Annotated in this window: 10 protein-coding genes; 3 read left to right on the plus strand and 7 right to left on the minus strand. The window is 43.5% G+C overall.

Features of this window, described 5'->3' with window-relative positions; genetic code table 11:
• Positions 1–41: 41 nt before the first annotated feature.
• The 7 genes from KCV26_01630 to KCV26_01660 form a co-directional block, all read right to left on the minus strand.
• Positions 42–2,321, minus strand: a complete 2,280-nt coding sequence (locus tag KCV26_01630) for a UvrD-helicase domain-containing protein (GenBank protein WZX37117.1) — start codon at positions 2,319–2,321, stop codon at positions 42–44.
• Between the two features lie 101 nt (positions 2,322–2,422).
• Positions 2,423–2,725 carry a helix-turn-helix transcriptional regulator gene (locus KCV26_01635; protein ID WZX37118.1) on the minus strand — a complete coding sequence of 101 codons (303 nt, stop codon included), beginning with the start codon at positions 2,723–2,725 and terminating at the stop codon, positions 2,423–2,425.
• Entirely contained in the window at positions 2,706–3,038 is a 333-nt protein-coding gene (locus KCV26_01640) for a type II toxin-antitoxin system RelE/ParE family toxin (GenBank protein WZX37119.1), read from the minus strand. Before KCV26_01640 ends, KCV26_01635 begins: the two co-directional genes overlap by 20 nt.
• Before the next feature lie 100 nt (positions 3,039–3,138).
• Positions 3,139–3,609 (minus strand): hypothetical protein, encoded by a 471-nt coding sequence (locus KCV26_01645; protein WZX37120.1) that lies wholly within the window; start codon positions 3,607–3,609, stop codon positions 3,139–3,141.
• A gap of 68 nt (positions 3,610–3,677) precedes the next feature.
• Positions 3,678–4,280 (minus strand): thymidine kinase, encoded by a 603-nt coding sequence (locus KCV26_01650; GenBank protein WZX37121.1) that lies wholly within the window; start codon positions 4,278–4,280, stop codon positions 3,678–3,680.
• A 17-nt stretch (positions 4,281–4,297) separates the two neighbouring features.
• Positions 4,298–6,886 carry a DNA mismatch repair protein MutS gene (mutS, locus tag KCV26_01655; GenBank protein ID WZX38290.1) on the minus strand — a complete coding sequence of 863 codons (2,589 nt, stop codon included), beginning with the start codon at positions 6,884–6,886 and terminating at the stop codon, positions 4,298–4,300.
• A gap of 265 nt (positions 6,887–7,151) precedes the next feature.
• Positions 7,152–7,859, minus strand: coding sequence for an NAD-dependent deacylase (locus KCV26_01660; protein ID WZX37122.1), 708 nt, complete (start codon positions 7,857–7,859; stop codon positions 7,152–7,154).
• 121 nt (positions 7,860–7,980) lie between these two features.
• On the opposite strand from KCV26_01660, the gene KCV26_01665 reads away from it, so the two are divergent.
• The 3 genes from KCV26_01665 to KCV26_01675 all read left to right on the plus strand — a co-directional run bounded on the left by KCV26_01665 (position 7,981) and on the right by KCV26_01675 (position 13,506).
• On the plus strand, positions 7,981–8,565 hold the full coding sequence (locus KCV26_01665; protein WZX37123.1) for an FKBP-type peptidyl-prolyl cis-trans isomerase: 585 nt from the start codon (positions 7,981–7,983) through the stop codon (positions 8,563–8,565).
• Between the two features lie 32 nt (positions 8,566–8,597).
• A complete protein-coding gene (locus KCV26_01670; GenBank protein ID WZX37124.1) occupies positions 8,598–9,620 on the plus strand; it encodes an FKBP-type peptidyl-prolyl cis-trans isomerase in 1,023 nt (340 codons plus the stop codon).
• Positions 9,621–10,347: 727 nt separating this feature from the next.
• Positions 10,348–13,506 (plus strand): SusC/RagA family TonB-linked outer membrane protein, encoded by a 3,159-nt coding sequence (locus KCV26_01675; GenBank protein WZX37125.1) that lies wholly within the window; start codon positions 10,348–10,350, stop codon positions 13,504–13,506.
• Positions 13,507–13,519: the final 13 nt, after the last annotated feature.

Genomic DNA, 13,519 nt, shown 5'->3' on the forward strand with positions numbered 1-13,519 from the left:
TGTTCAAACGATTGGGAATGCTATTTTTATCCGCTTCGTTTTCATTGTACAATTTTAAATTTGGCAAATTTCAGCAGCAGTTGCTTCTGTCCGGCAGAGTCAAAATCGACAAAAGCCCGTTTATCTCCTCCCGATTGTTCAATGGAAGTAACCACTCCCCTGCCGAACCGTTCGTGTTCGATTACGTCCCCCTCTTTCAGTTGTCCGGCCTCTTCGGAAAGCTTCAAGGAAGAATTTTCGGTCCGGCTGACAGGAATCCGGCTCGACGGTCTGACAAACACGCTGCTTTCCCTTTTTTGCCGCAACGATTCCCAAAAGCCATCGGCCAACTCATCCCGGGCAGGGGTCAACGCCTTTTGCTCCATCAACAGGAAGCGGGGATCGATATCCTTCAGAAACTGGCTTTCGCGTGTAGCGTTTGTGCTTCCATTCCTAAAACGGCTCCTGGCAAAAGTAACGGTACACGTTTTTTTTGCCCGGGTGATAGCCACATAAAACAAGCGTCGTTCCTCCTCCAAACCTCGCGGCTCGAATTTTGCCATGCTCGACGGAAAGAGGTCTTCTTCCATCCCCACCACAAAAACATGATTGAATTCCAACCCTTTGGCAGAGTGCACCGTCATCAGGGTGACTTTCTCGTTGCCTTCATCGTCACCGGTGTCTTGATCGGTAAGCAGAGATACTTCCGAAAGAAAGTCCACCAACCGAACGTCTTCCTCTCCCTGTTCCTGCCTTTCAGACACAAATTCGTTTATGGCATTCAGCAATTCCTGAATATTTTGTGCCCGGCTCATCCCTTCTGGGGTCAGGTCTTCGTAAGCCTCCTTAACGATACCCGTATTTTTCAGTACCGTTTGAGCCAGTTCATAAGCGTTCTGCGTTTCGTTATCGGCAATAAATCCGTTTATCAGTTCGTGAAACAGCGCAAGTTTCCGGGCTGTGCCCCTATTCACGTCCAGGTTATATTGCAGCGGCGACGAGAGTATCTGCCACAAGCTGACGTTATGCAGACGGGCACTTTCACTTATCTTGCCTACCGTAACATCGCCAATTCCGCGCGTGGGGTAGTTCACGATGCGGCGGAACGCCTCCTCGTCTCCGGGATTTACAATAAGCCGGAAATAGCTGATGATGTCTTTTATCTCCTTTCGTTGATAAAAAGAAAGCCCCCCATAAATGACGTAGGGAATATTTTTCTTGCGCAGCGACTCTTCAAAGATTCGCGACTGGGCGTTGGTACGATAGAGGATGGCAACATCCGAAAATCCGGTATGCCCTTCGTAGCGCATCCGTGCGATTTTATTGGCTACGATAAGCCCCTCCTCAAAATCGGAAAAGGCACTCACCACTTCAATTTTCTCACCCTCTTCGTTTTCCGAGAAAACCTCTTTGAAGATCTGCTCCTTATTTTTTTTTATAAGACTGTTGGCAGCGTTTACAATGTTTTGCGTGGACCGATAATTTTGTTCTAGCTTAAAAATTTGCGTCTGGGGGAAAGTGGATTTAAATTTCAGGATATTGTCGATATTGGCTCCGCGAAACGAATAAATGCTTTGCGCATCATCACCCACCACACAAACCCGGTGATGCAGTTCTGCCAACTGCTTTACGATAAGGTGTTGCGCGAAATTGGTATCCTGATACTCGTCAACGAGCACAAACTGAAAACGGTTCCGGTAATCTTCCAGCACATCGGGGTTATCGCGCAGCAGGATATTGGTATACATCAACAGATCATCAAAGTCCATGCTGTTGGCGGCCTTCAGCCGGTTTTGGTAACGCTGGTAAATTTCGAACAGTTGAGGGCGTTTGGAAGCACGGTCGTACTCAATTATCTCCCTGTTCTGGGCATACATTCCAGGCGTTATCAGACCGTTCTTCGCTCTCGATATCTGGTTATGAACAGCTCCCGGCCTGTACACCTTGTCGTCCAGCTGCATCTCTTTAATGATTAGGCGTACCAGATTAGAGGAATCGGAAGAATCGAAAATTGTAAAATTAGGAGTGAACCCAATCCGTTCAGCCTCGTTCCGCAATATACGTGAAAAGATGGCATGAAACGTTCCCATCCACAACTGACGTGCTTTCTTTTCCCCCACCAAGTCGGCAATCCGCGATTTCATTTCCCGAGCAGCCTTGTTGGTAAAAGTCAGCGCCAGTATATAATATGGCGGAAGGCCCTGTTCCAGCAGGTAAGCAATTTTATAGGTCAGGACACGGGTTTTTCCCGATCCGGCACCGGCAATAATCAGCGACGGGCCATCACAGAACTCAACGGCTTCGCGTTGTTTGGAATTTAATTGACTGAGGAGATGCTCCATTTTTTCGAATAATATAGTACAAAAATACGATTTTTAAGCGTACCGTCATAAAAAAACCGCTCTCGGTTGAGAACGGTTTTTATAATTGTTCATACTCTCTCTTAAGCGTGTGGACGTAATTCAACCGAAAGTCCCATAGCGGCTACAATTTTATAGAAAGTGCCGATGGTTGGCACAATCAACCCGCGCTCAACCCGTGAAATGTACCCTTTATCTACCCCAACACGTTCTGCCAATTGTTCCTGGGTAAGACGAGCACTTTTTCGAGCATCCATCAATATCTGTGCGTTATAATCTTCCCATGCTTCCTGTTCTGCTTGCCGCCTTTCAGGTGAACCGGGTTCGCCAAACTCTTTTTCCAATTCAGCGCTGATATCGTAAAGTTCAATCTTCTTTCCTTTCATAATATTCATTTTTTAATCTGATGGCTTTTTCTATTTCATTCTGTGGTGTTTTTTGCGTTTTCTTCTTAAAACAATTGAGTAATACAACAATTGTATTTCCATCGTAAATAAAGAAAATTCTAAATTCACTATTCCCATAACTCACTCTAAATTCGAAAATTGAATCTCGAATATATTTAATATAATGATACGGGATTTTTTCTTCTTCACTAAATAGCAGCAGGGCCTTTAATATTTTTCTGCGTTCATTACTACTTAATGTTTTCATGAACGATTCATAATATCCTCCGTAAGCTACTATTTTTCGTCCCATAAGACAAAAGTAACAAAAGTTATATCATAATACAACTTTTATGGTAAAAAAAACCGCTCTCGGTTGAGAACGGTTTTTATAAAGTACAGGAATCTGGTTCTTATCTGAACGTGTAGCGTAAACTAAGTGCTAACCCGGCAAACCAGTAGTCGTTGTAGTCGTTGGTAAAGTTAAACGAGGGTTTCCAGTCCAGTGAAATCGCAAAGGGAGCCGTTGGAAACGCGTACTCAAGCCCTGCAATTAAATCCCCTCCTAGCAGAAAACGACCGCCGTTATAATCCTTGTAATAGACATTTCCAAGATGAGCTCCCAAACCCACATACCAGTCCAGGCCGGGTGCTCCCGGTAGCGGTTGCTGGTATTCATACAACCCGGTCAATTGAAAATAACGCGGAGAAGCGCTCAATATACCTTCGAATGCGCTAGCCGGCGCAAAGAAATGCTTCAGCGTAATACCGCTGTCATAACCTAAGCGGGCACCAAAAGCGGTTTTGTAGTTCTGAGCATTTGCAGTTGTGGTTATGGCTGTAACAGCCAAGACTGTAACGATAAATAAGTTTCTAAGTTTCATAAGTTAATGTTTTAATAAATATTTACTCACCGTGTATTTAACACTTTTGTCTATATAAACACCCCTGTTTAAAATTTGTTTATCGGTGGAGTAGAAAATAACTGTTCCTGCAAATAACATTTCCTGCAAAGCGGCTGATATTCATGCATTTCCCCCAACATCACCTGTTTCTCGCCAGCCACTATACGGTGTGAATAGCAGGCCAGTGAACCGCAACGGACACAGATGGCATGAACTTTGGTCACATCATCGGCAATGGCACAAAGGGCGGGCATCGGCCCGAACGGTATCCGTTTAAAATCCATGTCGAGTCCAGCCACTATTACCCGGATACCTTGGTCGGCAAGCTGCTGGCAAACATCGGTAAGCCCTTTGTCAAAAAACTGAGCTTCGTCTACTCCCACCACTTCTACTTCAGACGCAAGCAGCAGGATGTTACTGGAATGCTCAACGGGTGTTGAAAGAATAGAGTTTTTGTCGTGCGACACCACCTCCTCCTGCGAATAACGCACGTCGATTACCGGTTTAAATATTTCCACTTTCTGGCGGGCAATTTTCGCCCGGCGAAGCCTGCGAAGCAGTTCTTCGGTCTTTCCGGAGAACATGGAACCGCAAATGACTTCGATACGCCCTTTGCGCTGGGTTTCGTTGGGATTGTTTTCGTTGTACATACTGAGCGGAGAGCGAATTATTTCCCTTTCACTATTTTCTTAATTTCATTCAATTTATTCAAAGCCTCAATAGGGGTAAGGTTATTGACATCCAGATTGAGTATTTCGTCACGAACCTGGCTTAAAACAGGGTCGTCCAGCTGGAAAAAACTCAACTGATAGCCCTCCCGTTTTTCAACAATATCCTTTATCGGCTTTTTGATGCCCTGTCTGCGATTGGCTGTTTCCATCTGTTCCAGGATCGCTTCCGACCGTTTGGTAATGCTCTGCGGCATCCCGGCCATTTTGGCAACGTGAATACCAAAACTGTGTTCACTCCCTCCCGGCACGAGTTTTCGCAAGAAAATGACTTTGTTGTCAATCTCCTTTACAGCAACATTGTAGTTTTTGATTCGCTTAAACGATTTTTCCATCTCATTCAACTCGTGGTAGTGGGTGGCAAAAAGAGTCTTGGCTTTTGCCCGGGGGTGCTCATGAATATATTCCACGATCGACCACGCAATAGAAATCCCATCGTAGGTACTTGTACCTCTGCCCAATTCATCAAAAAGCACAAGACTCCGTTCCGAGATATTATTGATGATATTGGCTGCTTCGTTCATTTCCACCATAAACGTGGATTCGCCCAGCGATATATTGTCCGATGCGCCGACGCGGGTAAAGATCTTATCCACCAGTCCTATCTTTGCCGATTCTGCCGGGACAAAACTCCCGATTTGCGCCATAATCGTGATCAGTGCCGTTTGGCGCAGCAAGGCCGATTTTCCGGCCATGTTCGGGCCGGTAATGATGATGATTTGCTGTGAATCCCGGTCGAGATACACATCGTTGGCAATATAGGGTTCACCGGGCGGAAGCTGTTTCTCTATTACGGGATGGCGGCCACTCTTGATATCGATGGCATCCGACTCGTTTATTTCGGGACGGATATACTTGTTCTCCCGAGCTATTTTTGCAAAAGACAACAGGCAATCGGCCCTTGCAATAACGGTCGCGTTACCCTGTATGGCCGGAATATACTCTATCAGGCTCTCCACAAGAGCGTTGTATAACTCTGCTTCGAGTGATACAATTTTTTCTTCGGCACCCAATATTTTTTCTTCGTACTCTTTCAGTTCCTCGGTAATGTATCGCTCGGCGTTTACCAGCGTTTGTTTCCGTATCCACGTTTCAGGGACCTTGTCTTTGTGCGTATTTCGCACTTCAATGTAATATCCGAAGACATTGTTGAATGCAATTTTCAGGGAAGGGATACCCGTTTCTGCACTTTTCCGTTGCTGCAACTGTAGGAGGTAATCTTTGCCCGAGTAGGCAATTTCGCGAAGCTCATCCAACTGTCCGTTCACTCCTTTTTTAATCACCCCCCCCTTATTCAGCAGAGCCGGCGGATCCGGAAAGATCTCCCGTTCAATCCGATCCCGGATAACGAAGCAAGGATCTAATTTCCTACCCATCTCCTGAAGGCCGGCATTTTCGGACGACAGGAAGGCTTCACGTACCGGTTCTATTGCTGTTAAAGCCACCTTAAGCTGTACCACTTCGCGGGGAGAGATCCTACCGACAGCCGCTTTAGATATGATTCGTTCCAAGTCACCGATAAGCGAGAGTTTTTCCTCGAGCAGCTCTTTCAATGCTGTTTCGCGGAAAAAGTTTTCCACCACATCCAGGCGTTCTTCAATAGGCCTGACATCCTTGAGGGGAAACACCATCCAGCGGCGTAACATGCGCGACCCCATGGGTGAGATGGTCTTATCGAGTATATCGAGTAAACTTTTTCCACCTTCATTTATCGTGGAAATCAGCTCCAGGCTGCGTACCGTGAATTTATCCAGTCGTACGTAACGGCTTTCATCCAGTTGCCTGAGTGAAGTAATGTGGCTGATCTGAGTGTGCTGTGTTATATCCAGATAATGCAACACAGCTCCGGACGCAATAATTCCAAGGGGCAGGTGCTGTACCCCAAACCCTTTTAGGTTCTTTGTGTTGAAATGGTTTAATAAGCGTTCGCGGGCTGCATCATCGGTAAATATCCAATCGTCGAGTTCGAAAAAGAAGTAGTCCGCCCCGAAGTATTCTCCAAGCTTACGCTTACTGCCCCGCTCGATAAGGATCTCCTTGGGTGAAAAGCTGGAAAGCAATTTGTCTGTTTCGTCCTTATTACCTTCGGTAGTGAGAAACTCACCCGTTGAGATATCGAGAAAAGAGATGCCGAACGTCTTTCCGTTTGCCGAATAAACGGCTGCCAGAAAATTATTCTCCTTGTGATTCAACACATTATCATTAATAGATACACCCGGCGTAACTAATTCGGTGATACCGCGCTTAACAATCGTTTTGGTAAGCTTCGGGTCTTCCAGCTGATCGCAGATAGCCACACGTTTCCCCGCACGAACCAGTTTAGGCAAATACGTATCAAGAGCGTGATGCGGAAATCCGGCCAATTCCACGAATTGTGCTGCACCGTTTGCTCGGCGCGTCAGCGTTATTCCCAGGATCTCCGAAGCCGTGATCGCATCATCCGAAAAAGTCTCGTAAAAATCACCTACCCTGAAGAGTAAAACAGCATCGGGATGTTGTTGTTTAATCTCGTTGTACTGCTTCATCATCGGGGTTTCAACTACCTGCTTACTCACTAATCTCTATAAATTAAATTATCCAATAAATTATTACTGTGTTTTAGATTGAATGAGATTGATGGCGGATTGAACAAGATTGAATATGGGCGGCAGTTTATCAATCTTGTTCAATCTTAATTAATCTTTCTCAATCTTGACAAATACGACATTATTTTGGATCATCCCTTTATTAAATAATGTGTAATGATTTTTTTCTGAAAAAGGATAACAAAGATACTATTTTTTTATTTACGATTTACACTCGCCCTATCGTCGGGTCGCCCAATCTCTGGCGCAACTCCTTCACTCCCTCCGATGCCCCTTTTTTTATATGAAATACATCGTACCGGCCGGTATTCACATCTTTGGGATCAATCAGGTAAACGGGAACATTTTTTTTCACATAGTCCAGTAATCCCGCAGCCGGATACACATTCATTGAAGTGCCTATTATCACAAAAATATCTGCTTTCCCGGCCAATTCCGCAGCCTCGGTAATCATCGGTACAGCCTCTCCAAACCATACGATATGCGGACGCAGCTGATATCCCTTTTCGCACTTATCGCCCATGTTGATCTCCGGTTTATCGGCCGGCAACTCATAGATCAACGATTCGTCTCCGGTAGACCTCACTTTCATCAACTCACCGTGCAAGTGCAGTACCTTGGTACTTCCCGCCTGTTCGTGCAAATTATCAATATTCTGCGTAATTACCTGAACGTCAAAATCCTTCTCCATATCTGCAATTCCGGCATGCCCCTCATTGGGCTTTGCACGGATCAGCTCGCGCCGGCGGATATTATAAAACTCCAACACAAGTGCCGGATTTCTGTGGAATGCTTCGGGAGTGGCAACATCTTCAACGGGGTATTTATCCCATAATCCACCCGAATCGCGAAACGTCGATATTCCACTTTCGGCACTCATTCCTGCTCCGGTAAGTATAACAAGTTTCTTTTTCATTTTTTGTCCGTTTAAATGGTTATCCTCCTTATACAAATATAGTTTTTTATACTCAAAAGAAGAATTATTCCGTATTAAATTCGTACTTTTGTGTCCAAATTGAAAAAAAGAAAAAAGTTGAATGGATAAATTAAGTTACGCGTTAGGAATGAGTATGGCATCGAGTCTTGTTAATTCCGGGCTAAATCAGATTGACACAGACTCGTTTGTAAAGGCATTCATTGAAGTTATAAACAACGGCGCAGCAGAAATGAGCCCACAGGAGGCCAATCAATACATTCAGGAATATTTGAGCAAAAGGCAAAACGAGATGCTGGGTGAGAACCTAAGAATCGGACGTAAATTTCTGGAAGAGAACAAGAAGAAGGACGGTGTTATTACCCTTGCCAGCGGATTACAATACGAAATTCTTAAAGAAGGCTCAGGACCAAAACCCAAAGCAACCGAAAAAGTGAAGTGCCATTATCACGGTACATTGATAAACGGCAAGGTTTTTGATAGTTCCGTAGAAAGGGGACAACCTGCTGTATTTGGTGTCAACCAGGTGATTAAAGGCTGGGTAGAGGCGCTACAACTGATGAGCGTCGGCTCCAAATGGAGGTTATATATTCCTTCGGAGTTAGCTTACGGAAGCCAGGGTGCCGGGAGTTCCATAGAGCCCAACTCCACCTTAATTTTCGATGTTGAATTGTTAGGGATTGAATAAAGAGAACCCATTAAATAAAAAAAAAGAGAAAAATGAAACAAAAAAACTTTGTTGTACTTGGTGCACTGGCAGCATTTTCAATTATGCTGGCATCTTGCGGTGGCGGCAGTTCTGCTCCTGCTGCATCGTTAAAAAGCGATGTAGATAGTGTATCTTATGCTTATGGCGTAAACCTGGCCGACCAGGGCGGATTGATGCAGTACCTGGAGCAATCCGGAATTATCCAGGGTGCATCCAATATCGAATACGATTATCAAATGCGCATTGCCGCTGCTGATTCTACCCAGAAGCAAGCATTGCAGAAAGAGATGAATGCAAAAATCGATTCACTGAATAAGGTGAATGCTCCAAAACTGGACGAATTCATCAAGGGATTGAAAGAATCGTTGAAAGGTGGAAAAGAGAAGTCGGCTTATATCCAGGGATTAAGCATTGGCCATCAAATCTCCCAACAAATGCTTCCTCAATTTGGGACGATGCTGTTCGGCCAGGATTCCACCAAAAAGATCAACAACGATCAGATGTTGGCCGGTTTAATCAGCACATTGAAAAATCAAAGCACTGCCATCTCAAAAATGGATGCCAACGGACTTATCCAGAGTAAAGTGGAAGAAGCTCAGGCCAAAGAACAGGCCAAACAGGAAGAAGAGCTGAAGGTTCAGTACAAGGACAGCATTGCTGCCGGTGAAAAATTCTTGGCCGACAACGGTAAGCGCGAAGGCGTGATTACTCTTCCCAGTGGATTACAATACGAAGTGATCCGTAAAGGTAACGGACCAATACCGGGTGACACCAATACAGTGAAAGTGCATTATCACGGCACCCTTATCAACGGAACTGTTTTCGACAGCAGTGTCGATAGAAAAGAACCGGCCACTTTCGGTGTAACACAAGTTATTCCCGGATGGACAGAAGCACTCAAACTGATGCCTGTTGGTTCGAAATGGAAACTCTACGTCCCCTACAACCTGGCTTACGGCGCCCAAGACCGTGGAACCATCAAACCTTTCTCTACATTGATCTTCGATGTAGAATTACTGGGGATAGAAAAGTAACCGATCACACATCACCCTATATTTATTCACGGGACGGCTGTTTGTCGTCCCGTTTTTTTGTTTTAACCCATACGGATCTACGAAAAAAAAGTCTACAAAACCATTCAAACTCTATCATTATTCTTCAATAATAGGTATTATACTTGTTTTATCATCGATTTTAACACGAAATTATTGCATAATACTAATTTTAAGGTTATTTTTGCATCGTTTTAGGTTATTTTGACAACCTGGCGTTTTGGGAAAAACAAAATTGCAACTTATAAACTAAGATTAATTTGTTTTCAAAGGTTATCAAGGCTGTATTTTTATGAAACATAATAACTATTTCGTTGAAATTTTTCAAAACACATTGTGAACTATTTATTCAAATATGTATTGTTTTAAATTCATTTACATTTGTTTTACTATTTTAGGCATACGTTTTTGCCAAGTGATAGCAGGTAATAAAGTGTAAGAATTACATTAAAATATTTTTTTATTTGTTAGAAAGAATGCAAAAAAAACATCAAAAAAAGTCTTGCTATGAAAAATTTAATTTATATTTGCAAACAGATAAGGAAACTTATTTTATGTTAATCGCTCACAATAGGGAAAACCATCAAGAATTTACCTTGATACCCTTTATTTCCACCAAAAAACGTATGTTTTTTTACTGATTATGGCGATTGTTTGAGTACAAAAAATGATTTAGATACTATAATTGTTTAATTTAAAAGTAGAGTTTATGAAAAGAAAACTAACTATGTTTTTAGCCCTGTTCTTTGTTGGAATAGGAATTGTCGCTGCTCAAACTCAAGTGAGAGGGACAGTGGTGGATGAAGCAGGTGAACCCGTTATCGGTGCAACTGTACAAGTGAAAGGTACAGCGCAGGGAACAATCACTGATATGGATGGAAAATTTGCGATATCTGCCCCGACAAACGGCACACTTGTAATCTCCTATGTTGGATTGGTTACACAAGAAGTGGCGGTTAGACCGACAGTAAATATAGCCCTTGTGTCTGATGCAGAGTTATTAGATGAGGTAGTAGTTACAGCTCTGGGTATCAGGCGAGACCGCAAAGCATTAGGTTATGCAGCCCAAGATTTGAAATCGGATCAATTGAGTAAAGCCGGAACAACTTCATTGGCGAATGCCATACAAGGAAAACTTACCGGAGTGGATGTTCGTCAATCATCAGGAGCTCCCGGTGCTTCAGCACAGATTGTAATCCGTGGTGCCCGTTCTTTCGACGGCAATAACCAACCCTTGTACGTAGTTGATGGTATGCCTATTAATACATCTGCCGATTTTAATACACTTAATTCGGTAACAGGTGCAAACTATGCTGACCGCAGTATTGATATTAATCCGGAAGACATTGAAACGATCAACGTCTTGAAAGGACAGGCTGCGTCTGCACTTTATGGTATCCGCGCCTCCAACGGTGTAATAGTGATCACAACCAAACGGGGATCGGGTGGAAATATGCGTAAACCGATAGTAACAGTATCTACGAATTTGAGTGCCCAGAAGGTTTCCCGTAAATTTGAACGTCAGGACGTGTACGCACAGGGAAATGGCCTTTCCGCTTATAACCCCTCTTCATCAATGTCTTGGGGGCCGAAGATCAGTGATTTGCCAAGCGATCCTAAATATGGAGGTAATATAGACAATGATTATACAGCTAAAGACGGCAAACGCCAAGGTCAATACTATAACCCCAAACGAGTTTTAGCAGGATTAGACGGTTGGACTACCCCACAAACTTATGACAATGTGGGCGACTTCCTAGGAACCGGGTTTACTGAAAATTCGAATATTAATATTTCACAAAGCATCAACGGAATTAATTATTCTTTTGGCATAAACAACTCGTACCAGGAAGGAATAATTCCATCAACCGGCATGAACCGTTGGGGTGCTCGCGGTTTAGTAGACTGGAAAATAGACGACCAATGGAGTACCGGATTCTCTATGAATTATTCTTCTAATAAAATTACCGGAGCCCCAGGAGCCAACGATGGTATTATGAACGTAATTTATTCCGCCCCAGCTGAATATGACTTAAAAGGAATACCCAGCCACGTTCCGGGAAATATTACCCAGCAAATATTATTCCGTGCAACTTCATTTGTAAACCCCTATTGGTGGGCTGAACATAATGAATATTCGCAACATACCAATCGTGCGTTTGGAAACGCATACGTAGAATTCCAACCTAAATTAAATACGGAAAATTTCACATTAAAACTTCGCGAACAAGCCGGTTTGGATATGTGGACCTCTGACTATACAGATGTTAGAGAAATGGGGACTACCACGTCTTTAAAGGGTGGAGACATAGAAAATTACGGACGGCAACACAATGTGTTTAACAATTTGCTCACAGCCAATCTTGATGGCAAGTTCGGTGCAAATGAAGAATGGGGATTAAACGTTGTTATTGGTAATGAGATAAATGATGAAAACATGCGTGTATGGGACTACTATGGAAGTAGCTTCAATTTTCCCGGCTTCTTAACTATCGGTAATGCTACCTCCTATACTTCAAGCGAGTACACCCGAAGAGAACGTAATGTAGGGTTCTTTGGAAGTGCTTCTTTGTCGTGGGAAAACCAATTATACTTGACGGTAACAGGGCGTAATGACTATGTATCCACCATGCCCCGGGGAAGTCGCAGTTTCTTCTATCCGTCCGTATCGCTGGGGTGGGAATTTACACAACTCTCCGGTCTGAAAGACAATAATATTTTAAATTACGGAAAGTTACGTGCATCGTTTGCACAAGTAGGACAAGCAGGCAACTTTTACAACAACTTTTATGCCACCCCCGATTATGGCGGAGGGTTCTATATGTACACGCCGGTTTCCTATCCACTACCTAGCGGCATTTCCACTTTTACACCCTATTACAGGGTTTACGACGAAGGGTTGAAACCTCAGAACACAACCAACTACGAGTTAGGTACTGATCTGCACTTTTTCAAAAGCCGTATTAAATTAGAATACACCTACAGTTTTCAGGATGTGACTGACCAAATCTTTTCTGTTCCTGTAGACGGAGCTACTGGTTATCAGGAAATGTTCACAAACGCCGGTAAAATGCAAACCCGTGCACATGAACTTTCTTTAAATGCAGCTATTTTGCAAGCTAAGGATTATGACTTGAACTTAGGTATAAACTTCACCAAAATGAAGAATGAAGTCATCGAACTGGCTCCCGGTGTGGAGTCGATCATGTTGGGTGGTTTTGTGGAACCTCAGGTTCGCGCACAAGCCGGATCTACCTATCCGAATATCTACGGCAATGCCTTTAAACGTGATGAAGCCGGGAATCTGCTTTTGCTGAATGGCTTGCCTCAGGCTACCGGTGACAGCCAGAATCTAGGGAATTGTTCTCCCGATTTTACAACAGGATTCACTTTTGGAGGCCGTTTTAAGCGTGTATCATTGGTTACTACATGGAGTTGGCAGCAAGGAGGAAAGATGTATCACGGAACAAATATGACAATGAACTACTTTGGGGTTACCAAAGAATCCTTACCTTTTCACGAAGGTAAAATGGTTGCGGAAGGAATTGATGAAGCAACAGGAAAAGCTAACACGGTAGAAGTAAACAAACAGAATTATTTTCAAGCATATTACGACGTTACCGAATCTGGAATATACGACACCAGCTTCTTTAAACTACGTGATCTGACACTGACCTATCAGCTGCCAAAGATTGGTTCGTTTGATATTTCTGTCAACGCTTTTGCTCGTAATGTACTTCTTTGGGCTAAACTACCCAATTTTGATCCTGAGTCTTCGCAAGGGAACAACAACATGAGCGGTTATTTTGAACGTTTTTCTATTCCAAACACTTCCAGCTACGGCGGCGGACTAACTTTTACATTCTAAAGCAATTAAATAA

The sequence above is a fragment of the Petrimonas sulfuriphila genome, assembly GCA_038561985.1.
GTDB lineage: Bacteria > Bacteroidota > Bacteroidia > Bacteroidales > Dysgonomonadaceae > Petrimonas > Petrimonas sulfuriphila.

What these genes read in the sequence shown, in the direction of transcription:
- KCV26_01630 (WZX37117.1), bottom strand. Translation starts at nt 2,321, where the DNA reads ATGGAGCATCTCCTCAGTCAATTAAATTCCAAACAACGCGAAGCCGTT.
- KCV26_01635 (WZX37118.1), bottom strand. Translation starts at nt 2,725, where the DNA reads ATGAAAGGAAAGAAGATTGAACTTTACGATATCAGCGCTGAATTGGAA.
- KCV26_01640 (WZX37119.1), bottom strand. Translation starts at nt 3,038, where the DNA reads ATGGGACGAAAAATAGTAGCTTACGGAGGATATTATGAATCGTTCATG.
- KCV26_01645 (WZX37120.1), bottom strand. Translation starts at nt 3,609, where the DNA reads ATGAAACTTAGAAACTTATTTATCGTTACAGTCTTGGCTGTTACAGCC.
- KCV26_01650 (WZX37121.1), bottom strand. Translation starts at nt 4,280, where the DNA reads ATGTACAACGAAAACAATCCCAACGAAACCCAGCGCAAAGGGCGTATC.
- mutS (WZX38290.1), bottom strand. Translation starts at nt 6,886, where the DNA reads ATGATGAAGCAGTACAACGAGATTAAACAACAACATCCCGATGCTGTT.
- KCV26_01660 (WZX37122.1), bottom strand. Translation starts at nt 7,859, where the DNA reads ATGAAAAAGAAACTTGTTATACTTACCGGAGCAGGAATGAGTGCCGAA.
- KCV26_01665 (WZX37123.1), top strand. Translation starts at nt 7,981, where the DNA reads ATGGATAAATTAAGTTACGCGTTAGGAATGAGTATGGCATCGAGTCTT.
- KCV26_01670 (WZX37124.1), top strand. Translation starts at nt 8,598, where the DNA reads ATGAAACAAAAAAACTTTGTTGTACTTGGTGCACTGGCAGCATTTTCA.
- KCV26_01675 (WZX37125.1), top strand. Translation starts at nt 10,348, where the DNA reads ATGAAAAGAAAACTAACTATGTTTTTAGCCCTGTTCTTTGTTGGAATA.